Origin of the sequence: Reinekea marinisedimentorum, from assembly GCF_004341165.1 — a bacterium.
Taxonomy (GTDB): domain Bacteria; phylum Pseudomonadota; class Gammaproteobacteria; order Pseudomonadales; family Natronospirillaceae; genus Reinekea; species Reinekea marinisedimentorum.
This window is the reverse complement of the sequence record NZ_SLZR01000006.1, coordinates 204,013-226,361: the sequence shown is the minus strand read 5'-3', so window position 1 is coordinate 226,361 and position 22,349 is coordinate 204,013. Positions and strand designations below refer to the sequence as shown.

Below are 22,349 nucleotides of genomic sequence, written 5' to 3'. Positions count from 1 at the left end.
CGCTTGTCTTCACGTAGGCAGCGGCCTGTCCAATCGAGCAGTTGCAAGTAATCTTCAAGTTTGAATGGCAGGCCTTCGGGCATGGGCTGGCGTGGGTTGCCACAGAGATTCGCAGTCAGCCTACCTCGGCAGTTTTCTGCTTAGTGCCCACCAGGCAATGTATGCCACGCTGGTTGAAATAGCGGGCAAATTCATCGACCCGCTGCTGGAATTCAATTCGGTCAAAATTCAACGCCTTCATCGGGTAGGCCAGCCCCAGCGACTGGTACTTTTCTTCGCCCAGGCGCATAAAGCTCAGCAGCTGCAGCGTGCTGACTTTTCCTTTCAGCTCGTTGATGATGAAGTCTGCCGTTGCGCTCATGTTTTCGGGTCTGTCGTTCACTGATGGAATAACCGGGATACGCAGTATCAGCGGCTTTCCGGTTTCGGTCAGTTTTATCAGGTTGGCCAGTATTTTTTCATTGCCAACCCCGGTGTATTGCTTGTGCCGGGCGGAGTCCATCAGCTTGATGTCTGAGATGACCAGGTCGGTATAAGGCAGCAGCCTGTCAATTTTAGGCCAGCTGGCATGGCAGCTTGTTTCCAGGCAGGTATGGATATCTGCATCTTTGCAGGCTTTAAACAGGCTTTCTACAAAATCGCTCTGCAGCAGCGGCTCGCCACCAGAAACCGTTACGCCTCCGCCGGAGCGGTGAAAGTAGCCCGCATCCTGCAGGATGACCTTCATGCATTCCTCTACCGACATCACCCGGCCCCACTGGCGAATCGCCTCTGACGGGCATTCATCGACGCAGGCAAGGCAGCCCAGGCATTGATTGCGATCGACCCCGGTCAGGTACGCGCCCTGAAACTGCAGCATCTCAGCTTTGGGGCACACCTGTGAACAAGAGCCGCAGGTATCCATCGAAAGGCACTTGTTCTGGTAGACCCCCACCTCTATGGGCCGCTTAAAGCTTTCAGGGTTGCCACACCAGCGGCACCTTAGCGGGCAGCCTTTCAAAAATAACTCAGTGCGAATACCCGGCCCGTCGTGCAGGGTAAAGCGCTGAATGTTAAGTACCGTTCCCTGAACAGACACCACTCACCTCGATGATCAGTAAAAAGCAAATACAGGAATTACCGGGCATGGAACCACCACATCAAAACCTGAGCTCTGTGCGCTGAATCAAATCGTCCTGCAGCGGCTTGCCCAATTCAACAAAATAGGCGCTATAGCCAGCCACCCGCACCAGCATGTCTTTATACATTTCAGGGTTTTTCTGGGCTGCCCTCATCTTCTCGGAACTCATGATATTAAACTGCACATGCATGCCCTGTTTGGCCATGTACTCATCAACAAAGCTGACCAGAATATCCCGACCTTCAACGCCAGAAACAGAATCTTCCGGGAAGCGCAGGTTCAACAGCGTGCCATTGGTTGCCTGGCTGTGATCAACCTTGGTAACCGAATTTACAATGGCCGTTGGCCCGCAAATATCATGCGAACCACCTTGCGTATGCACCGGCCCCATGTTGTCGGAGATAGGTTCTTCGTTCTTGCGGCCATCGAGCGAGGCATTGGTATACAGGCCCATCCCCACATTGGCATTCACTGTATAGACGCCGGGGCTGAACTGCCCCCCGCGCGGATTTTTGCGCCCTTTAATATGGCGGCAATAGCATTCAAACATAAACCTGAACAGGTCGTCGGCCTCATCGATGTCATTGCCGTAATGCGGAATTTTTGAGCTGTTAACCAGCGCATAGAGCTTTTCATGCCCCTGCCAGTTTGCTTTTACGGCGTCGAGCAGCTGTTTGCCGGTGTATTTTTTGTCATCGAAAATCAGCTTTTTGATGGTTACCAGCGAATCTGCGCAGGTTGCAACGCCCGCTGCCTGCGGCGCTGTGCCATTGTATTTGGCACCGCCGTAGGTCATATCTTTACCCGATTCAATACAACCTTCGAAAAAGGCTGAAATGTAGGGCGTGGGCTTCACCCTACGGTGGATCTTGTCAGTTACATTCAGGCAGCTGCACAGCTGATCGCACCAGTAGGCAAACTGTTTATCAACGCTTTCCAGAACATCGTCAAAGCTTTTGTAGGTTTCCAGGCTGCCGGTATCCGGGCCGAGCTGCTTACCGGCATCTGGGCCAGAAAGGATACGGCCGCCGTTAATGACCATTTCCATCATTTTTGCGGTATTCACATAACCGGCATCCAACCAGCCATGCTCTTTTCCCGGAATGGTGGGCTCTACACACCCCACTACGGCGTAGTCACGGGCTTCTTCCAGGGTCACACCCTTCGCCAGCATGGCCTTGATGGCCGGACCATCGTTAAAAAGTTTCGGGTGGCCGTAGCCGGCGCGAATACACTCAATAGTTTTAATTTTCAGCTCGTACGGTGTGTGCTCATGCATGCGCACACACACCCAGGGGTTCATCATTCGGGTATGTACCGAGGCTTCCAGCATCAGCATGGTCAAGTCATTGGTGGCGTCGTTGCCATTTACATCGACACCGCCAATGGTCAGGCTTTCGCCACCAAAGCCGCGACCATTACGGACTTTCACCGTGCCTTTGTCTTTCAGCTTGGTTGGGTTGTTCATCTTCACATACAACACTTCCAGCAGCTCTAGGATGAACTCTTTCGGCACGGCATTACGGCGAACATCTTCGGCATAGAATGGGTACAGCCACTGATCCATACGCCCGTAAGAAATAGAATGGCCGTTGCCTTCTATCTGGGTCAGTGTCACCGCAAAATTGAATAGCTGGATTGCCTGCCAGAAGGTTTCAGGCACACCACCGGCAATTTGACGGCAGTTAAGCGCCATATTTTGCAGCTCTTGTTTTCGGCTGGCGTTTGTCTCGGCAACGGCAAGCTCGGTGGCAAGCTGTGCGTAACGGGCGATGTATTGCTTAGCGGCTTGCAGGCAGATGAGCGTGGCTTTGTAGTAATCGCGCTTGTCACTGTAGTCCGGATCTTGTTTGGAGAGTTTCTCAAAACAGCTTTTGGCCTGCTCAATCACCCCATCATAGCCAAGCGTCATCAGCTTATTGAAATCCATGGCGAAATGGCCGATGCCGGCAAAATGGTAATTATTGGTCTGGAAGACTTTCTCGCCCATATGCGAGCCCTTCTTCTGATCGTCATCCAGATGGGCGGTGATGATTTCGTTCGCGCTTTTGCCCTTCCAGTATTCGCACAGCTCGAGAATCTCGGCCCTGTCTGCATCACTGCGAATGAAAAACTGATCATTTTCACGCTCTTCAAAGGGGCTGTTGCGGATTTCTTCAATAATCCAGCTGACAGAAAACTCCGGGTAAATGGGCGATGCCTTAGCCGGCGCCGCAATCTCACCAAGGATCAGGTCATCTTCATAAATGTGCAGCGTGGTGTTCAGCAGGATGTTTTCGAAGGCATAGGCACACTGCAGTATGCGAGGCATCGCCTCATTACATTTATAAGATTCCGTAACCAGCCTTAGCCGTTCAACATCGATGTCGTAGGGACGATCCAAAAAGGCCTGCCGTAAGCGGTTAACCCGAGGGTATGGCGACCAGTCTTCGTGGCCAACTTCATATCCTAAACCATAAACCTTGTCATAGCGCTCGGTGCCACGCGCCTCGGTACGAGCCGCTGTTTTTAAGCCGTGCAGACACGCTATATCCGCCTGAAAGTTATCCATCGTTTACCTCACAAGTCTTTAAACTGATCATTAATCGAAATTCCAATATTCATCCGCGAGATTATGAACATGGGAATTTGGACCCTTCAGCATGAGTGGTTTGTTGTTCTTATCCACTGACATCTATGTCCATTAATCAACATAGCGCTCTGTAGCCAATCATAATGGGCCGACCAGCTCCGTTGAGCGAATTTAAAAATGCTACTCAGACAAGAATAATGTCATCTTTCGAATTTTAATTGACAAAAAACAACAAAATACGACAGAAATGATAGATTTTTTTAAGAAAAGGCATATAGTGCCTGTAAATTTCCTCCTGCTAATAACAAGAAGAGCTATGGACACTACACTGATTTTGGTTTCGTTGATCATCGCACTCGCCGGCTTCACCCAGGGCCTGACTGGCTTTGGCTCTGCCATGGTATCGGTGCCACTACTTTCACTTATTGTTGGTGCTCAGACGGCCGTACCTATCGCCGGCATTATTGGCTGGCTGGTAACCCTGCCCATCGCATGGAAAATGCGCCAGCACATTCAGATTCAGACCGGGCTGGTGCTATTTGCCGGCGCGGTTCCCGCATCATTTGTCGGTGCAAAGCTGCTGGCCACCATGCCCTCGCAATACATTCTGCTTGCCATGGGTACGGTACTGATTGTTTCCAGCCTGTACTCCTTCCGCTCTGCCAAGCCTGCATTTGAAAAGACCTCTGTTCCAGTCACACTCGGGGCGGGTTTTACATCGGGAGTACTGGGTGCAAGTGTTGGTGAATCCGGCCCGCCGGTGATTGCCTACACCTCAATGCAGCCGTGGACGGCAGACCAGGTAAAATCAACCCTGACTTTCTTTTTCATGCTGCAGATGATTGGCGCTAACCTGAGCTTCTGGAACGAAGGGCTGATGACCCGGGAAGTTTTTTCACTGGTTATTCCGTCGCTACCGGCCTTTGCTGCAGGTATCGCTGGCGGTATGATTGGCTATCACTATCTGCATAAATACAAGATCGATTACCACAAGATTGTGCACGGTTTCCTGCTGTTTATAGGCTGCGCCTTGGTATACAAGAACCTGCATTTTTAATTAAGCATCCTCAGCTAAGGCGGAGCATCTGGCTCCGCTTTGACAAGCGCAAAAGCCCAGCCTCAACAACACCCTCCTGGCAACGCCAGCCCCTAGCTTAAGTTACCAACCCTTACCTGCGACCATCCATTGTTATGCTCAATAGTTCCAATAAGAATGCCCGTTACGATAGCTGGCCCACGGTAAGACCGAGCTAAGAGCAGCAATGCACCGGACCAAACCCGGAGCAACCGGCCATAAGTAAGAGCAAAAGAAGGTTACACGAAAGGCGGAAATACAATGATCTATAAATCCTGAGAACTATAGACTCAAAGTGAGCGCCCCAGGGTAGGTGTCCAGTTTATTAGGTCATTTGCACCTAACTGGCTACATATTGGCTACACGGTAAGAAAAAGGAGGTAAAAACAGATAGGACAACGCTTCAGCAAATGCCGTAAATCGTTGTTCTTTTAAGGATAAAATTGGTCGGTCATACAGGATTTGAACTGGTCCGCATCCGGCTGTGATCCGAGCCACCCCATTAGGTGCTTTAAACTAAGAGGAAAAAGTAAATTGGTCGGGCATACAGGATTTGAACCTGTGACCCTCGCCACCCCATGACGATGCGCTACCAGACTGCGCTAATGCCCGACGAAGACGCTTATAATACACTAAGCTATTGATATTTATAAAGAAATTTTAACCCACATCAAGCAATTTAAGTACTGCTTCAAGTTCTTCAATCATTTCTTTAATAAGAGCCTGATGCTGCTGCTGAACCTGCTCGGCATCTTCCGGCTCGGAAAGTTTCTGACGCGCGCCACCAATGGTATAACCATCTTCGTACAGCAGGTGGCGTATCTGCCGGATAAGCACAACGTCTTCACGCTGATAATATCGACGATTGCCCCGACGTTTTACGGGGCTAAGTTGTGGAAATTCCTGTTCCCAATAGCGCAGTACGTGTGGCTTTACTGCGCATAATTCGCTGACTTCACCAATAGTAAAATAGCGCTTCCCTGGAATTACAGGTAATTCATCATTCTGGCTCGGTTCCAGCATAATTCTCGACGGTTACCTTAAGTTTTTGGCCTGGGCGAAATGTAACAACACGACGGGCAGATATAGGTATTTCTTCACCCGTTTTCGGGTTCCGGCCCGGGCGCTGACGCTTATCTCTAAGGTCAAAGTTGCCAAAACCGGATAATTTCACCTGTTCATTATGAACGAGACTTTCCCGGATTTCTTCGAAGAAAATCTCAACCATTTCCTTGGCTTCACGCTTGTTAAGGCCTAATTCCTCATACAAACGATCAGCCATTTCTGCTTTAGTTAGGGCCACTTAGAGCTCCTTACCCCCTCAGCACCGCATCTAGGCGAGTTTGAAGAGTGTTGATGATCGAATCCATAAATCGGTTAATTTCGTCATCTGTAAGAGTGCGCGAAGGATGCTGCCAGGTCAAGCCAAAGGCCAGACTTTTTCGTTTGGAATCAATACCTTTGCCACGATATATATCAAACAAGGTCAATGAATCCAGATCTTCGCCGGCCATTTCCCTTATGGAATCAATCACCGAACTAACCGACACATCTTCATCGACTACAACGGCTAAATCGCGCGTTGTGACCGGTTGTTTGGATAATGGCGTAAATTCTGGCAGCTCAGATTTCAAAACACGATCAAGTCGTAGTTCGAACAGATAAACGGTTTGTTTAATGCCCAGCTGCTTCTGAATGCTAGGATGCAAAGCACCCAGGTAGCCGACCAACTTACCGTTTCGCTCAATTCTTGCACACTGACCCGGATGCAAGGCAGTATGTTTACCCGGCAGAAAATCGAACTGGACGCCACGAATACCGGACAACAGCTGTTCAACATCGCCTTTAACATCGTAGAAATCGACCGACTCACCCTTCTCGTACCAGCCTTTAGACAGGCGGGTGCCGGTTACAGCGCCGGCGAGCACATCAACTTGCTCCAGACCCTTTTCTTCCTGACGGAAGCGCTGGCCTGTTTCGAATAAGCGAACGTGATCTGCCTGACGGTTCAGGTTGTGCTGAACAGCTTTAAGCAAACCTGGCCACAAAGAAACGCGCATAACGGACATATCGGCAGAGATCGGGTTTGCCAGCGCAATCGACTCTTCATTCGGGAACATCTGCTTTTGAGCTTCAGGCTCCACGAAGCTGAACGTAATCGCTTCCTGGAAACCCAGTGAGACCATACGGTCTACCAGCATGTTAACCGGAGTTTCCTGCTCCTGCGCGCCCTGAGGCTTCAGTGCTGCAGTTGGTGCAGTAATTGGTAGGTTGTTGTAGCCATACACCCGTGCCAGCTCTTCGATGAGGTCTGCCTGAATTTCCATATCGAAACGCCAGCTTGGCGCTTTAACTTTCCAATAACCTCCGCTGGAATCAACAATGCTGAAGCCCAGGCCAGTCAGAATTTGTTCAATTCGCTGGTTTTCGATAGTCATGCCAAGGCTGCTGGAAACGACATCGGCATAGAGCTCAATTTCAGCCGCTACCGGAATGAATTCCGGCTTCTCTGCCAGCACGGCCGGTCCAGGCTCGGCGCCACAGATTTCCACCAGCAGAGCACTGGCACGTTCAACAGCCATTTCCTGCAAATTGAAATCAACGCCACGCTCATAGCGGTGGCTGGAATCGGTATGCAGGCCTTTAGCTCGAGCTTTGCCGGCAATTTCAATAGGTGCGAAGAAAGCACACTCCAGGAAAACACGCTTGGTTTCGCTGCTTACACCGGTGTTTTCGCCACCCATAATACCTGCAAGAGCCAATGGACCAGAAGCATCGGTAATGAGCAATTCTGAGGAATCCAGCTCAACTTCCTGACCGTCCAGAAGGGTCAGCTTTTCGCCCTTCTCTGCTTTACGAACAACAATCTTATCTTTCAGGGTATCCAGATCGAAGCCATGCATTGGCTGACCCAGCTCCAGCATCACGTAGTTGGTAATATCAACCACCGGATCGATAGAACGCACGCCGCCACGGCGCAGACGCTCAACCATCCAAACAGGCGTAGACACTGTCACATCAACGTTATTGAAAACGCGACCAATATAACGCGGGCAACCTTTTCCATCTTCAATTTCCACCGGGAAGGTTTCATCGTGCACTGCGGCAACGGCCGGCACTTCAACTTCAGAAACCGCTTCGTTATTCAGCACACCAACTTCACGGGCAATACCACGGATAGACAAGCAGTCAGCACGGTTCGGTGTCAGATCGACCTCAATGGCCAGATCGTCCAAATCGAAGTATTCACGCAGATCGGTACCGACTGGCGCATCGGCAGCCAGCTCCATGATGCCATCATGGTTATCAGACAATCCGAGTTCTTTTTCACTGCATAACATGCCAAAGCTTTCTACCTGGCGCAGCTTGGCTTTCTTGATTTTGAAGTCGCCCGGCAGAACCGCACCCACTTCAGCAAAGGCGACTTTCAGGCCCGTGCGCGCATTGGGCGCACCGCATACAACCTGAGCGGTTTCTTTACCATTAGATACTGTACAAACGCGCAGCTTGTCGGCATTCGGGTGCTGCTCACAGCTGGTCACTTCACCAACAACGACGCCACTGAAGGCTTCAGCAACGGGCTCTGAGCCATCGACTTCCAGACCGGCCATAGTGACCTGATCCATTAATTCCTGAGATGAAATGCTTGGGCTTACCCAGGTGCGCAACCACTTTTCACTGAATTTCATTAACTTTCTTTCCTATACCGAATCAGTTGAATTGACGTAAGAACTTAAGGTCATTGTCGAAGAACAACCTGAGGTCATTAACGCCATAGCGGAGCATGGCCATACGTTCAACACCCATACCGAAGGCAAAGCCCTGGTATTTATCCGGATCAACACCGGAAGCACGCAGAACGTTCGGGTGAACCATGCCGCAGCCGAGCACTTCCAGCCAGCCGGTATGACTACAAACACGGCAACCATCGCCGCCACACATAACGCACTCAATATCCACTTCGGCACTTGGCTCAGTGAACGGGAAGTATGAAGGACGGAAGCGAACCGGCAGCTCTTTTTCAAAGAACACACGCAAAAATTCTTCGATCGTGCCTTTAAGATCGGCAAAGCTGACCTTCTCGTCGATCATCAGACCTTCCATCTGATGGAACATAGGGCTATGCGTCAAATCAGAATCGCAGCGGTAAACGCGGCCTGGGCAAACAATTCGAATTGGCGGCTCGGAAGACTCCATAGTACGAACCTGAACCGGCGACGTATGGGTACGCAGCAGCGTTGAGGCATCGAAATAGAAGGTATCGTGCATGGCACGCGCGGGGTGATGCGAAGGAATATTCAGCGCTTCAAAGTTGTGATAATCATCTTCAATTTCAGGGCCGGTGGCGATGCTGTAACCGATATTGGTAAAGAAGCCTTCCATACGGCGCAGAGTCATGGTGACCGGGTGCAAACCACCGGTTAACTGACGACGGCCTGGGGCTGTCACGTCAATTTGCTCAGCTGCCAGCTTTTCAGCCAGAGCATTTTCTTCAAGCTCGGTTTTACGGGCATTAATCGCGTTTGCAACAGCTTCTTTTACTTCATTAATGCGGGCACCGGCTGCAGGGCGCTCTTCGGCAGACAGCTTGCCTAATGACTTCAGCTGAGCGGTGATCTCACCCTTCTTGCCGAGAAACTTAACTCTGATTTCGTCTAAAATTTGTGCGCTGGTAGCATCTTTAACCGCTGCGAGTGCGTCTTCATGCAGCTTGTTCAGGGTATCCATGAACCGTTTATACTCCCGTAAATCGGTAGGCCTAAAAGGCGTTCACTATAAGGCAGGAAATTAAATAAGCAACTGACCTGGCTGGGTTTTTCCCGTAAAATACAGTGCCTGTTATTTAAACAGACTGTCCGAAAAGGTGCGTTCGCAGTAATGGCAGCGTAAACGCACTTTCTGTTCTTTCTTCACCACCTTGAATCGGCTTGGTACCGGCTCCGGGTGAGAAATGCAGTTTGAGTTCGGGCAGGCAAAGATGCCCACGAAAGAATCCGGCAGGCCAATCTTAAATTTCTTAACAACCTTGTAGTTGTCGATAATATTGATCGTGGCCAGGGGCGCATACAACGCCATTTCACCGGCATCCTCTTCGGAAAACAGCCAACCCTCAACCTTAATAATGTCTTTGCGACCACTGCCCTTAGAAGGCAGATTCAGGCCAACCGTCACTTGAGCATTGGCATCACGCTTTTGAATCAAGGCCAGGATATTCAGCCCCTGTGCGGTGGGAATATGGTCAATAACCGTGCCTTTCTTAATTGCCTCAACAGCCATTGTTTCACGCATCGGTTAGCTCCTTAATTTCCTCATTCATCACCAGCGACAGCAGAGCCTGACGGGCATAAACACCGTTTTCAGCCTGCTGAAAATAATAGGCATGCTCACTCGCATCGACATCGGGGTGAATTTCATCCACACGAGGCAACGGGTGCAGCACCTTCATATTGGCCTGCGCGCCCTGGAGCATCTCTGCAGTCAGCACATATTTGGAGGCAATATGCATGTATTCCGTCGGGTCGAACCGCTCCTTCTGAACACGCGTCATGTACAGGATATCAACTTTTTGCACGCCCTCTTCCAGCGACTCGAGGTATTCAAAAGGAATGCCGTGTTCTTTCAAATCCCGCTCTAAATAGCTGGGCATTTTCAGCGCCTCCGGCGCTATAAAATAAAACTTTGGATTAAACAGCGACAAAGCCTGCGCCAATGAATGAACGGTACGGCCGTATTTCAGATCACCCACAAAGGCGACCTTCAGATCAGACAGCGTGCCCTGGCATTCAGCAATAGAGAACAGGTCCAGCAAGGTTTGCGTTGGGTGCTGGTTGGCACCATCGCCCCCGTTGATCACCGGCACGGTTGACACTTCTGAGGCCAAGCGCGCCGCACCTTCTTTGGGGTGGCGCATAATGATGGCGTCAGCGTAGGACGAGATCATGGTAATGCTGTCTGACAGCGTCTCCCCCTTACGGGTCGAGGTGTTGGAGCTATCAGAAAAACCAATCAATGAACCCTTCAGGCGCTGCACGGCGGTTTCAAAAGACAACCGTGTGCGGGTCGACGCCTCAAAAAAACAGCTGGCAATGACTTTGTCTTGCAGATAAGGCTGCGAGCCGGATGCCTTTATTATGGACGCTAATTGAACGATTAACTCGAGTTCCGATTTGGTTAAATCAGTAATAGAAACAATATTTTTATGGTAAAGAGGATTTGCCATCGATGTACCCTGAGCGGATTTGGCGCAGTATACCATCTCAAATTTTTGAAAACAGACACTTGGAAAGGCAGTTTGCTTTCGGGCTTAAGTGGCTTTGTCGGGCTGAAGCCTGACCTACCGATGCGTTATTGTAGGTTGGCCTTTAGGCCAACACCGGTTGCCGCTGGGTTTGTGGTTCGGCTGTCGGGCTAAAGCCCGACCTACAGATAATGAGGTGTGGTTGTAGGTTGGCCTTTAGGCCAACACCCACTTTAACGAGGCACAAAACAAAAAAGGCACGTATTTCTACGTGCCTTTCGGAATTTGGTGAAGCTATGCGGGTGGTGCGACACCTCGCTCGAACCCGATTAGGTTCGATCCCGTACAAACAAACCTCTTGAAACGAAAAATGGCACGTATCTCTACGTGCCTTTCGGAATTTGGTGAAGCTATGCGGGTGGTGCGACACTTCGCTCGAACCCGATTAGGTTCGATCCCGTACTAACAAATCTCTTGCAACGAAAAATGGCATGTATCTCTACATGCCATTTAGAATTTGGTGGAGCTATGCGGGATCGAACCGCAGACCTCCTGCATGCCATGCAGGCGCTCTCCCAGCTGAGCTATAGCCCCTTAACAGGTGCCGAGAATATTAATTACCCGGCCCTTGAGTGTCAACATTTTTTTTGAATTTTTTCCATGAAATTCAATGGCTTAGCCGACACTCAATAAACTGGCATCAAATCAGTCTAAAAACTCCGCCATTGAGCGAAAATCTTTTTCCAGAGACTTCAGCTTCTTCTTGCCAATACCACCCAGCACGGTAAGCGCATGACGCAAACGTCCTCGGGTCATGTCCGGCCCCAGAATCGCCATAGCATCCATTACCGATACAGATGCCGTACTGCCAGTAATGGCAATAAAGATCGGTGCGTTCAAATCCCGGAATTTAATACCGGTATGGTCCGCCACGGCTTTGATGTCAGCGAAGATGTTGTCCTTTTCCCAGTGACGCTGGGTTTCCAACTTCCACAACACCAGTTGCAAAGCGCGCTTAAGATCATCTTCTTCCAGCTTAACGCCGGCAAAGCTTTCCGCTGTAATCGGCGGATTACCCTGAAAGAAGAAGCTCAGCAGGCCGGCTATATCACCCAGCGTTTCAGCACGGGTTTGTGCAAGCGGCATCAGTTGGGTGGCAAACTCTTTGTTGAATTTCCAGTCGACCAGCCGTTGTAACAGCTGCTCCGGCGTATGCATTTCTCGCAGGTACTTACCATTCAACCAGCTGAGTTTTTCCAGATCGAATACCGGGCCACCCAAGGAAATACGGTTTACATCGAAAGCCTGAGTCATATCTTCCAGCGTGAAGATCTCTTCCCCATTTGGCATTGTCCAGCCCATCATGCCAAGGAAGTTCACCAGCGCCTCCGGAAGAATGCCCAGCTCACGGTAATAGGTGACAGACGTCGGATTTTTACGCTTACTCAGCTTAGATTTGTCAGCATTACGCAATAGAGGTAAATGGACATATACCGGCGGTTCCCAGCCAAAGTACTGGTACAGGGCAATCTGTTTAGGCGTTGAAGAGATCCACTCTTCACCGCGCAGAATATGGCTGATTTCCATCAGGTGATCGTCTACAACGCTCGCCAGGTGATAGGTTGGTAAGCCATCGGACTTCATCAGCACCTGCATATCGATCTGTTTCCAGTCAATTTCAACATCGCCACGCAGCACATCTTTGATGACACAAGTACCCTCTTCCGGCACCTTCATGCGCACAACACTTTGTTCACCGGCGGCCAGGCGCTGCTGAACTTCTTCAGCGGTCAGCGACATACAGTGACCGTCGTAGCCAATATCTTCACCATTGGCACGCTGTTGCTCGCGCACTTCATCCAGCCGTTCAGCAGAACAGAAGCAATGGAAGGCATGATCATTATCGATCAACTGCTGGGTGTACTGCTGATAGATTTCTTTACGGTCAGATTGACGGTAAGGGCCATGCGGGCCACCAACATCCGGCCCTTCATCCCAATTCAAACCCAGCCACTTAAGGCTATCCAAAATGGCTTGCTCAGATTCAGGGGTGGAACGCGCCTGGTCGGTATCTTCAATTCGTAAAATGAACTCACCACCCTGGCTCTTTGCGAATACAGTGTTAAATAAAGCTATATAGGCCGTACCAACATGAGGATCTCCTGTTGGTGAAGGGGCAATACGGGTACGAATTTTAGTCATTAGAGCCGCTCTCTCATTCAAATTTTCAAAGTGCGCGGATTATAGCCATGAGAGCAGGGAAAAACTATGAGGTGTTTAAACAGCGACTGCTAACTCTGGATCTCTGCCAACTCAACACAGTTGCGACCATTTGCCTTCGCCCGGTATAAGGCTTTATCTGCCCGTTGCGAGAGGCTGATCGCATCTTCTTGTTCGGTGCAGCAGGCAATTCCGCAACTGAAGGTCACACCCACTTCTTCACCATCCAGCTGATGAACCAGTTTGGAAAAATCTTCACGGACATCATTCAGCAGCGCTTCAGCCACTTCCGGCCGGGTAGCAGGCAGAACAACGGCAAACTCCTCACCACCATAGCGACCAATGCTGTCTGTCACACGAAAGCGCTGACGCAAATACAACGAGAGCGCTGCGATGACCCGGTCCCCCATTGAGTGACCGTAGGCATCATTAACCTTTTTGAAGTGATCGATATCGATCATCGCAAAACACAGAGACTGATTATTAGCCGCTGCCGCTTCAACGCTAAGCTCCAATTCCTGCAGAATATTTTTATGGTTCAGTAATTTTGTCAGGCTGTCTCGCTTCAATTGATGCTTTAGGTTCCGGTATCGACGGCAACGGTTCAGCACTGTGGTGATCAGTACCCCCTTATCAAAGGGCTTGGTTATAAAATCATCACCCCCCAGGCTGACGGCCTGCAGTTGTTTTTTGATATCAGACTCTGCAGACAAGTAGATAATCGGCACTGCATCGTATTTCGGCTGCTGTCTGATAATCTGAGCCAGCTCGGGCCCGGTGCAGCCCGGCATGTACATATCCATTAGCACAGCATCGGGATTAAAAGAATCCAAGGCATTGAGCATAGCCATCGGGTCAGTCACATTGCGGGTGAATATACCGGCATAATTCAGGGCCTTTTCTGCCGCTGCAGCTTGCGATTGCGAATCATCGACCACCAGCACACGGAATGGCCGATCGCTCTGCATTGAATAGATACTCACCAGTCGCTCTGTCAACTCGCCGGAATCTAACTTACCGGTAAGAAATGCAATGCCATTGCAACGCACCGCCGATAGCCGGGATTCGATTGTCGGCTCTTGCATTGAGTAAAAAACAACCGGGATTTTCTCGCTGAAATGCTGTTGAATATGAGCAATCCATTGCAGATTGTCATCACTGCAGGCGACATCGATGACCATCGCTGCCGGCATGCGGTGCAAAATGGACTGCTCAAGCAAGTCGGTCTCGGTATACACGTAGCCCGGTATGCCGAAGTGCGCGAGGGTACTGCAAACGGATTCAGCCAGTTCTTGATTTCTAAAACAGAGATAAACCGGTTTTCGGCCGGATGAAATGCTCTGTACCGGTACATCATCATTCACCCGTGAGCAGGCCTCGGCAACCTGATTAACCGCCTCATTCATCTGTTCGAGCAAGGCTGAGTTCGGAGCATTATGAATATTGGCGGTTTGCAGCAACGCTGTCAGTTTTTCAGCGGCATGCAGCAATGAGGTGAGATTGTAGCGCTTAGCCAGACGAGTCAGCTTTTCTACGCTGGTGCTGAATTCGCGGTACCAGACTTCATTCCAGTGAACGTCCTGCAATGCGCCCCAACTGTTCACCAGGCTGCGTGCCTGTTGATATACACGACGCCCGAAGAACTGTCTGAGATCTTCCAGTTGTGATTGTTTTTCCTGCATGAATACCTGACTCCTGAATAATCGACAATCGAAAACTTTCGTCCAGATCAGGTAGGCCAACTGCAGAACGAACGACAATCGATACTTCTGGTTCAGAAAAAGCTAAACGGTACTCTTTCGCTTTTTCTCCTTAACTAATTCTTTGGTCAACATCCGTATTCGACTTGCGGGCATTATATCCTGCCCCGAATAAAGTTGCTTCTCTATCTCCTGGCTAATGGCAGTAAACAGGCTGGGCTGACTGTTTTTTGCAGACAAACGCACAAAATATTGGCTGATCGTCTCTCCCTGAAGACGCTGACCAAAATGCTTTTCGATTTTGCTGATACTGGCGTAGGGCTCTGGCTTACGTTTTGGCAGGACGATTACCCCAGTCAATACGCCAACGATGAGCCCCATGAGACTCATGATTGCCAAAACAAACAGCACCACTTTTAACGGGCTGAATTCACCGAAACTGGCCTCAAACCAACCAACACCAGTTTCATTGTTGTAATTCAATACCGTCACCTGCCATTGATAGGTGATGGAATCCCAGTACATAGTCAGGCTGCTTAACAACGGCAGGCGTTGCACCCGACTGAATACCGGCAACTCACTGGAGGATGTACCTGTTAATAAGGCGTCCAAATTCAATTCTATGCGGTCTGGTGCTACAGCAGCGGTCGGATCAAAGCGCTGCCAACGGTTGTTCAGCCATACCTCAACCCAGACATGCGCCTCCATCTGCCGCACCTGAATATAATTTCCGCGCTCATTGTAAACGCCGCCCAGGTAGCCACCGACCATCCGTGCCGGAATACCCGCAGACCGTAAGATAAAGGTGACCGCGCTGGCGTAATGTTCACAAAAACCACGCTGCCCACCCAACCAGAAATTTGCCATGGCATCTGCTCCGTCATACAGCGGCGGTCGCAAGGTGTAGTAGAAATCCTGCGAACGAATGTAATCAGCCAGATACTGCACATATTCAGTATCATTGGTAACAGACGCACGCAGATCGAGCGCCCAGCGCCTCAGCTCTTCATTACCTGCTGCCGGCAGCCTGAGACTCTCTGCGATAAAACGATCCTGAGCCGACCATTGAACGGCAGCAGCAGAAACTGCACTGTACTGAATATTGGCATTTATATTGGCGATGCTGGCCAGCCGTGCATCCGGCAGGACGACAGCATTCTCTGCATTTGCAGACACTGGCCAATCCAGAAAGTACAGCCACTTGCGACCGGTTTTCGGCAGAATAATGCTGTATTCATAGAGGTTGGCAGCCGGCTCCGGCAGATTTGAGTTTCTGGGCCAACTGAATCGGTTGCGCTCAGAGTAGCTTGCCCGCCAAACCCGGCCATCAAATTGCGAAAGCGTATTGCCACGCCAGTACCATTGATCCCTTGGCGGCAACTCACCGTCAAAAGCCACACGAAACGCCGGATCAGATGATTGCGCCAGGCTTGCAACCGAGCCGGGAATCAACTCATCACTCATGCCGGTTACGGCGCCACGCTGATCGTTTGGAATCACCCACAAGGGCGGCAACCGCGGAAAGAAGAGGTAACCGGCAACCATGACCGGAACCGCACCCAGCAGCAACAGCGATGTTTGCCGGATGCCATAACTCAGGCGATAGCTGGCATCTGAGGTTACCGCCGCCAGGGCCAGGGTGTTTAAAAACAACAGCACTATTGCGACCAGCGCACCTAGTGGGTCGAACCGATACAACAGGTAGACCCCCGTCAGGAAATAGCCCAGATACACCTGAACAACACCGTCACGCCGGCGTAAAACCTCCAGTGACTTCAGCAAATAACCGAGCATACAGAAGGCCACAGCAGCATCCAGCGTATAGCGGGTGAAACCGGAAACAAGAATCCCCACGATACCCAGAATCATCGATAGAATGACGAGTGTTCTGGGCGGAGCGGTAAACTGACCATGCATCACCCGCCAGCGCCAGAAGGCCACCAAACAGAAAGCCAGCAACAGCCATTGCGGCAGATAGGATAGAAAAGCCAGCACGGTCATCAGCTGGGTCACCATTAACGCCTTAAACGCCCGCTGGTGCAGTACTCTTTTGGCCGGTGGCAAATACTGATCAGACATAACCATACTCCGCCAAGGCCCGCCGCACCCGGGTAATTTGCTCCGCACCTTTGGCGGTAGCGAGTTCGACACCCGGCATGCTCAATGAATACGGCAGATCAGCCTTGAAGAAGGCTTCCGCGTAGTAGCGGATTGCTGCAAGCCTTTCTTCATCACCAAGGCCGGCAAACTGCTGCCACTGAATAGACTCATCCGCCGACTGATAGTCTGTAAAGTGCTTCACCACTAACTGATCACGGGAAAAAGACGGCCAGTGCAATCGCTGTATCGCATCTCCCTGAGCGTAAGACCGCAGGCTGTGAAAATCTTCACTGCCGGCTGAATAGAAATGATCATCCGGTGCATCCTCGGCAAGATCCTGGCCTTCACCGAACGCCTTGCGGGCAAAAGGCTGAGCCTCCGGAAATGCCCAGGCAGCCACATCGATATGAACATGCGACCAGGCCATAACAAGACCAAACGGGTGGCGGTTCTCTACCCGGAATCTGGCTGGCACAACCGGACCACGCTCACTCGCCTTGAGGCAAAGTTTTACCACCGCATCCGCTCCGTGCATGGGGACAAATACCACACCCCAGGGTTTGCCGATGACCTCAAACACACCACGATTGCGTTTATTCTGTGAACTGAACCTGAGAGTGACCTCTGCTGTACCCCCGACCTCGACCAGGCTACCGGACACCGCAGCAATAGTCAGCCCGCTGAGATTACGGTAGGTCAGGTGCACAGCCACCCAAAGCATCGACATCAGCCAGAACGCGACTGCATAGTTCAGGGCACTCTCAAAATTGATGGCCAGCAACAGAATCATGATCGCGACCACCAGCAGCAGCATGCCCTGCCAGGTGGGCACGATGAAGATCCGGTTTCTGTCGAGCTTAATGGAAGCCTGCAGGGGCAGTCTTTTTTCCAGCCAACCGGAAATTCGTTGTTGCAGCCGGTCCCGCTGCAGTTGGAACATGATCAGACCGCCTCTACGACATCAACTGTTTCAAGGATCTGCCCGACCAAAGATTCGACGCTGAGCGAACGAACCGGTTTTAAACGATGACTGGCGACCGCAGAAAACACAGCCTGAACATCATCTGGTAATACATATTTTCGCCCGAATGTCAGCGCATAGGCTTTGGCAGCCAATGCCAGCGCTTGTGACCCGCGAGGGGAAAGCCCCATGCTGCAAAGTTCAGGATCACGCGTTTTCTGCACCAGTCGCATGATGTAATCGAGAACAGGCTCTGTCATTTGCACTTTTGCGACCAGCGTCTGCATGTCTGCCCAGTATTTAGGGTCGACTAACGGCTTGATATCTGTGAGCTTCTGGCGCCCTACTTCGCCCCTGAGCAGTTTTTTCTCAACCTCGGCATCCGGGTAACCAAGACTCAGACGAATAAAGAAACGGTCGAGTTGCGATTCCGGTAACGGGTAGGTTCCAGACAGCGCCTGCGGATTCTGCGTAGCAATAACAAAGAAAGGTGCCGGCAAGGCCAGTGATTTTCCGTCGACTGAAACCTGGCGCTCTTCCATCGCTTCAAGCAGCGCCGATTGCGCTTTGGGCGTGGCGCGGTTGAGTTCGTCTGCCAACAACAGCTGCGTAAACACCGGCCCCTGATGAAAACGGAAGCTTTGTTGCTCTCTGTCGTAAATTTGCGCACCGATCACATCGGACGGCAATAAATCAGCAGTGAACTGCACACGTTGATAATCAAACCCCAGTATTCGCGCCAGGGCATGCGCCAGCGAGGTCTTTCCGACGCCGGGCAGATCTTCCAGCAAAACATGCCCGTTACAGAGTAGCGCTACCCAAATCAACCGGATTTGTTCGGGCTTGCCGGCAACCACACGACCGGTTATTTGAATCAGCTGTTCGGATATCTCTTCAATTTTTGCCATTCTGTAAGCCTATTTGTTAATTCCTGATCAGACACTCACGGATCAATTAAATTCAATCGGATTGAGTTTAAATGACCCGGATGCCTTAAGGCCATCCTCAGAGTGGAGGGCCTTATACTTCAGAAAGCATAGACAACATTATTTCGCTTCCAGTATGAGCGACAGCAGGAAAATCTCTGTAGTGCTGCTGCCCGCATATCGATCCCCGCTCGTTGATCTTCGGCGTGAGTTAATTGTTATGTTCGATGAAGAGCTGAGATTAGCCAGCAGCTCTCACGCTTGCCGATGTTAGCAAAAAACGTGAAGCGCTGGCTTGATGATTTAATCGCAGGTAATTATGACCAGTTACCGGAACTGGCCAACTTCAGGAAGGAAGTCGAAACCGGCTTGCTGCAGCTTGGTTTCGAGTATTTCCCGGTCAATATCAAACGCCTTTGCAAGCTCGGTAAGGTCACCATTAAAGTCGTTTCTGAGCTTCAGATTAACAATGCTCATTAACATCACCGGGTCCATGCTTTCAAAGCGAGACAAGTCCATTTACTTGTCCTCGAAGTCAGAGATCAACAGGTTAGCCGCGGCAAAAGCAGCCTTTTCCCGGGTTGCAACCGGTAATGACGCATCGCTGGCAATGTCGTTCAGTGCCCGTAAAACACAGGTTATTGCCTGTGGCACATAGCCCTGGTCGCCGCTGCCAATTTGGGAATACAGCTCCCGGACCAGATCACAACACTCATATACTTTCATTTTCAGTTCCTATCAATTTCTGCCTTCAGGCGTCGTCGTTATGCATATCGACCAGAGAGGAATCTCGCACCTGCCCTGTCGTCTTTTTGGAATCACTGCGCTTTTCTTCCAGGGCATTCAGATAGGCCTGATCAATATCGCCGGTAATGTAACAACCGTTAAATACCGAGCAATCAAATTCATGCACGTCCGATTTCTTAGTTTGAGTTGCCTTAATCAGGTCATCCAGCTCCTGATAAACCAACCAGTCTGCACCGATGGCCTGACAGATTTCCTGATTGGTGCGGCCGTGAGCAATGAGCTCTTTCGCCGCAGGCATATCAATACCATATACATTGGGGTACTTCACTTCCGGGGCTGCCGAGGCGAAATACACCTTCTTGGCACCGGCATCGCGGGCCATCTCAATAATTTCATTACAGGTGGTGCCGCGCACAATGGAGTCATCGACCAGCAACACGGTTTTACCTTTAAACTCCAGGTCAATCGCATTGAGCTTTTGACGTACAGACTTTTTACGCTGCTTCTGCCCCGGCATGATAAAGGTACGGCCAATATAGCGGTTTTTAATGAAGCCTTCGCGATAGTTCACACCCAGGCGGTTTGCCAGCTGCAGCGCTGAGGTTCGGCTGGTATCCGGAATGGGGATAACCACATCAATATCGTGGTTCGGTCGCTCTTTTTGAATTCGCTTAGCCAGCGCATCGCCCATACGCAGGCGCGCTTTATAAACGGAAATGCCATCGATGATCGAATCCGGGCGGGCAAAGTAAACAAACTCAAAGATACAGGGGGATTTTCGGGTTTCAGTTGCGCATTGCTGAACGTGCAGTTCGCCGGCACTGTCAACATACACCGCTTCACCGGGTGCAACATCGTCGATAACCTCAAAACCAATGCTATCCAGAGCAACACTCTCTGACGCTACCATGTATTCGGTTTTACCGTTTTCAGCGACTCGCTTGCCATACACCAGCGGACGAATACCATTCGGGTCACGGAATGCCAACATGCCCATACCACTGATCATAGCAACCACGGCATAAGCACCGCGGCAACGACGGTGCACACCGCGCACTGCGGCAAACATATCTTCCGGCAGTGGCTTCAGCTTGCCCTGCAACTGCAGCTCATGAGCGAATACATTCAACAATACCTCAGAGTCTGACGTCGTATTCACATGACGCAGATCCGCCTGAAACAAGGCCGTATTCAACTCGGCTGAATTCGTCAGGTTACCGTTGTGAGCGAGTACAATCCCGTAAGGCGAGTTCACATAAAAAGGCTGGCTTTCTGCGGTACTGCTGGTACCGGCCGTAGGGTAACGAACGTGACCGATACCAATATTACCTTCCAGCGACTGCATATGGCGCGCCTGAAAAACATCGTTCACCAAGCCGTTACTCTTGCGCAGGTAAAATTTACCCTCAGATTCGGTAACAATACCCGCAGCATCCTGACCCCGATGCTGCAAAACGGTTAATGCATCGTACAACAACTGATTGACAGGTGATTGACCAACGATACCTACCACACCACACATAAATTTATTCTCCACCTACCGACAGAATTGCGTCTGACGCTTTATGTAAATTTTCCCCAACCCAACGAATCACGGGTTCGAAATACGGAACTAAAGTTGAGTCCTGCCAGAACTGATCCAGCGCAAACAGCTGACCCAGCGCCAGCATTGCAACGACGATAACAATGCCTCTCAACAAACCAAACACGGTTCCCAGTGCCCGGTCGGTGCCTGAAAGGCCGGTTATCTTTATGAACTCACCCAGCAAATGATTGATCAGCGATCCCACTATCAGGGTCGCGATGAATAGAATGACAAAGGCCACCGTATACCGGTGTGCCTCATTGGCCAGCCAACTGGTCAACAGTGAAGCAAGGTTATCACTGAACAGGCGGGCAACAATTAGGGCAATCAGCCAGGAAGCCAGAGACATGGCTTCTTTGGCGAAACCACGCTTAATGCTGATCAATGAAGAGACAATTAAGACAGCAACAATAATCCAGTCGATAACAGTCATGGGAAGCCCGATTGCAAGAACGCGCGCATTTTAACAGGATTGTCGTAATTGTGAATGCTCGCACCCGTACCCGACCTTATGGTCAGGTTAGCGATCCCTGAAACGCACCACCAGGCCCTGCAACTGAACACCCGCCTTGACCTGCGCTTTCAGGTTGTCGGCCTCCTGCTTTGTCTCGACCGGCCCGACAAACACCTGAGTGAACAGGCTATCGTCAGACAAGAGCTTTTCCCGCACATAGGTATTAAAGCCCTCTGAACGCAAGCGGTCCTTTAGTGCGACTGCTTTGGCGCTGTCTTTAAAGCTGGCTACCTGAACACTCCAAAGCTGAGTTCCGACCGATGAGCTGACGGCCTGCTGCACAGAAGGCGGTGTAACCGTTGCCGCAGCAACAACAGGCTCAACCCTATTGCTGCCTGCCGTTTCAGCTTCCGGCGCACTCTGCTCTACCGGCAATTCAGGTTCAACAGGTTCAGCCTCACCGCTGGCAACATCGGCAACAATGGGTTTAGTTTGAATATGACTAAGATCCGGGCGAACAGGCTCAGGAGGGATGTGGGTAATTTTTTCCGGAATTCGACCTTCACCATCGAGTAAAACCGGCGCAACCAGGAGCGCAAAGGCTGCCAGCACCAGAATACCCACTAACCGCTGTTGAAGTTTCCGTTCCAA

Annotated in this window: 19 protein-coding genes and 2 tRNA genes; 1 reads left to right on the top strand and 20 read right to left on the bottom strand. The window is 50.7% G+C overall.

The genetic code is table 11. From position 1 onward, the window contains the following. Positions 1–115 precede the first annotated feature (115 nt). Entirely contained in the window at positions 116–1,078 is a 963-nt protein-coding gene (gene hpfH, locus BCF53_RS09205) for a (2S)-3-sulfopropanediol dehydratase activating enzyme (protein ID WP_132701435.1), read from the bottom strand. A 61-nt stretch (positions 1,079–1,139) separates the two neighbouring features. Further along, the gene (gene hpfG, locus BCF53_RS09200; RefSeq protein ID WP_132701434.1) at positions 1,140–3,671 is read right to left on the bottom strand and encodes a (2S)-3-sulfopropanediol dehydratase; all 2,532 of its coding nucleotides are present in this window, start codon (positions 3,669–3,671) and stop codon (positions 1,140–1,142) included. Between the two features lie 337 nt (positions 3,672–4,008). On the opposite strand from hpfG, the gene BCF53_RS09195 reads away from it, so the two are divergent. Next, positions 4,009–4,749, top strand: a complete 741-nt coding sequence (locus tag BCF53_RS09195; protein ID WP_132701433.1) for a sulfite exporter TauE/SafE family protein — start codon at positions 4,009–4,011, stop codon at positions 4,747–4,749. Between the two features lie 553 nt (positions 4,750–5,302). Here the strand turns inward: BCF53_RS09195 and BCF53_RS09190 are convergent. From BCF53_RS09190 to BCF53_RS09105, 18 genes are all read right to left on the bottom strand, one after another. After that, positions 5,303–5,379, bottom strand: a tRNA-Pro gene (locus tag BCF53_RS09190). A 48-nt stretch (positions 5,380–5,427) separates the two neighbouring features. Further along, positions 5,428–5,790 carry a MerR family transcriptional regulator gene (locus BCF53_RS09185; RefSeq protein WP_132701432.1) on the bottom strand — a complete coding sequence of 121 codons (363 nt, stop codon included), beginning with the start codon at positions 5,788–5,790 and terminating at the stop codon, positions 5,428–5,430. After that, positions 5,768–6,070 (bottom strand): integration host factor subunit alpha, encoded by a 303-nt coding sequence (gene ihfA, locus BCF53_RS09180; RefSeq protein WP_132701431.1) that lies wholly within the window; start codon positions 6,068–6,070, stop codon positions 5,768–5,770. Before ihfA ends, BCF53_RS09185 begins: the two co-directional genes overlap by 23 nt. 10 nt (positions 6,071–6,080) lie before the next feature. Beyond that, complete coding sequence (pheT, locus tag BCF53_RS09175; protein ID WP_132701430.1) at positions 6,081–8,456, bottom strand: phenylalanine--tRNA ligase subunit beta; 2,376 nt, start codon at positions 8,454–8,456, stop codon at positions 6,081–6,083. Between the two features lie 22 nt (positions 8,457–8,478). Continuing rightward, the gene (pheS, locus tag BCF53_RS09170) at positions 8,479–9,495 is read right to left on the bottom strand and encodes a phenylalanine--tRNA ligase subunit alpha (RefSeq protein ID WP_132701429.1); all 1,017 of its coding nucleotides are present in this window, start codon (positions 9,493–9,495) and stop codon (positions 8,479–8,481) included. A gap of 111 nt (positions 9,496–9,606) precedes the next feature. Beyond that, positions 9,607–10,056: an aspartate carbamoyltransferase regulatory subunit gene (gene pyrI, locus BCF53_RS09165; RefSeq protein WP_132701428.1), complete on the bottom strand. Its 450-nt coding sequence runs from the start codon at positions 10,054–10,056 to the stop codon at positions 9,607–9,609. Beyond that, positions 10,049–10,987, bottom strand: coding sequence for an aspartate carbamoyltransferase (gene pyrB / locus BCF53_RS09160; RefSeq protein ID WP_132701427.1), 939 nt, complete (start codon positions 10,985–10,987; stop codon positions 10,049–10,051). Before pyrB ends, pyrI begins: the two co-directional genes overlap by 8 nt. A gap of 536 nt (positions 10,988–11,523) precedes the next feature. Next, positions 11,524–11,599, bottom strand: a tRNA-Ala gene (locus BCF53_RS09155). A gap of 111 nt (positions 11,600–11,710) precedes the next feature. Next, positions 11,711–13,207 carry a glutamate--tRNA ligase gene (gene gltX / locus BCF53_RS09150; RefSeq protein WP_132701426.1) on the bottom strand — a complete coding sequence of 499 codons (1,497 nt, stop codon included), beginning with the start codon at positions 13,205–13,207 and terminating at the stop codon, positions 11,711–11,713. Positions 13,208–13,296: 89 nt separating this feature from the next. Next, a complete protein-coding gene (locus BCF53_RS09145; protein ID WP_132701425.1) occupies positions 13,297–14,907 on the bottom strand; it encodes a diguanylate cyclase in 1,611 nt (536 codons plus the stop codon). A gap of 102 nt (positions 14,908–15,009) precedes the next feature. Next, positions 15,010–17,004, bottom strand: coding sequence for a transglutaminase TgpA family protein (locus BCF53_RS09140; protein WP_165901867.1), 1,995 nt, complete (start codon positions 17,002–17,004; stop codon positions 15,010–15,012). After that, complete coding sequence (locus BCF53_RS09135) at positions 16,997–17,965, bottom strand: DUF58 domain-containing protein (RefSeq protein WP_132701423.1); 969 nt, start codon at positions 17,963–17,965, stop codon at positions 16,997–16,999. Before BCF53_RS09135 ends, BCF53_RS09140 begins: the two co-directional genes overlap by 8 nt. Positions 17,966–17,967: 2 nt before the next feature. Further along, complete coding sequence (locus BCF53_RS09130; protein ID WP_132701422.1) at positions 17,968–18,894, bottom strand: AAA family ATPase; 927 nt, start codon at positions 18,892–18,894, stop codon at positions 17,968–17,970. Positions 18,895–19,239: 345 nt separating this feature from the next. Then, positions 19,240–19,431 carry a DUF4250 domain-containing protein gene (locus tag BCF53_RS09125; protein ID WP_132701421.1) on the bottom strand — a complete coding sequence of 64 codons (192 nt, stop codon included), beginning with the start codon at positions 19,429–19,431 and terminating at the stop codon, positions 19,240–19,242. Continuing rightward, positions 19,432–19,638 (bottom strand): YaeP family protein, encoded by a 207-nt coding sequence (locus BCF53_RS09120; protein ID WP_132701420.1) that lies wholly within the window; start codon positions 19,636–19,638, stop codon positions 19,432–19,434. A gap of 25 nt (positions 19,639–19,663) precedes the next feature. Further along, positions 19,664–21,181, bottom strand: a complete 1,518-nt coding sequence (gene purF, locus BCF53_RS09115) for an amidophosphoribosyltransferase (protein ID WP_132701419.1) — start codon at positions 21,179–21,181, stop codon at positions 19,664–19,666. 4 nt (positions 21,182–21,185) lie between these two features. Continuing rightward, positions 21,186–21,677: a CvpA family protein gene (locus BCF53_RS09110; protein WP_132701418.1), complete on the bottom strand. Its 492-nt coding sequence runs from the start codon at positions 21,675–21,677 to the stop codon at positions 21,186–21,188. Between the two features lie 87 nt (positions 21,678–21,764). Further along, on the bottom strand, positions 21,765–22,349 hold the full coding sequence (locus tag BCF53_RS09105) for an SPOR domain-containing protein (RefSeq protein ID WP_165901866.1): 585 nt from the start codon (positions 22,347–22,349) through the stop codon (positions 21,765–21,767).

Bases quoted from the DNA above. Each gene is read 5' to 3' on its own strand.
- pyrI (WP_132701428.1), bottom strand. From the start codon at position 10,056: ATGCGTGAAACAATGGCTGTTGAGGCAATTAAGAAAGGCACGGTTATT.
- hpfG (WP_132701434.1), bottom strand. From the start codon at position 3,671: ATGGATAACTTTCAGGCGGATATAGCGTGTCTGCACGGCTTAAAAACA.
- pheT (WP_132701430.1), bottom strand. From the start codon at position 8,456: ATGAAATTCAGTGAAAAGTGGTTGCGCACCTGGGTAAGCCCAAGCATT.
- BCF53_RS09110 (WP_132701418.1), bottom strand. From the start codon at position 21,677: ATGACTGTTATCGACTGGATTATTGTTGCTGTCTTAATTGTCTCTTCA.
- BCF53_RS09135 (WP_132701423.1), bottom strand. From the start codon at position 17,965: ATGTTCCAACTGCAGCGGGACCGGCTGCAACAACGAATTTCCGGTTGG.
- BCF53_RS09140 (WP_165901867.1), bottom strand. From the start codon at position 17,004: ATGTCTGATCAGTATTTGCCACCGGCCAAAAGAGTACTGCACCAGCGG.
- BCF53_RS09145 (WP_132701425.1), bottom strand. From the start codon at position 14,907: ATGCAGGAAAAACAATCACAACTGGAAGATCTCAGACAGTTCTTCGGG.
- BCF53_RS09130 (WP_132701422.1), bottom strand. From the start codon at position 18,894: ATGGCAAAAATTGAAGAGATATCCGAACAGCTGATTCAAATAACCGGT.
- BCF53_RS09195 (WP_132701433.1), top strand. From the start codon at position 4,009: ATGGACACTACACTGATTTTGGTTTCGTTGATCATCGCACTCGCCGGC.
- pyrB (WP_132701427.1), bottom strand. From the start codon at position 10,987: ATGGCAAATCCTCTTTACCATAAAAATATTGTTTCTATTACTGATTTA.
- BCF53_RS09120 (WP_132701420.1), bottom strand. From the start codon at position 19,638: ATGAAAGTATATGAGTGTTGTGATCTGGTCCGGGAGCTGTATTCCCAA.
- gltX (WP_132701426.1), bottom strand. From the start codon at position 13,207: ATGACTAAAATTCGTACCCGTATTGCCCCTTCACCAACAGGAGATCCT.
- pheS (WP_132701429.1), bottom strand. From the start codon at position 9,495: ATGGATACCCTGAACAAGCTGCATGAAGACGCACTCGCAGCGGTTAAA.
- purF (WP_132701419.1), bottom strand. From the start codon at position 21,181: ATGTGTGGTGTGGTAGGTATCGTTGGTCAATCACCTGTCAATCAGTTG.
- BCF53_RS09185 (WP_132701432.1), bottom strand. From the start codon at position 5,790: ATGCTGGAACCGAGCCAGAATGATGAATTACCTGTAATTCCAGGGAAG.
- BCF53_RS09125 (WP_132701421.1), bottom strand. From the start codon at position 19,431: ATGGACTTGTCTCGCTTTGAAAGCATGGACCCGGTGATGTTAATGAGC.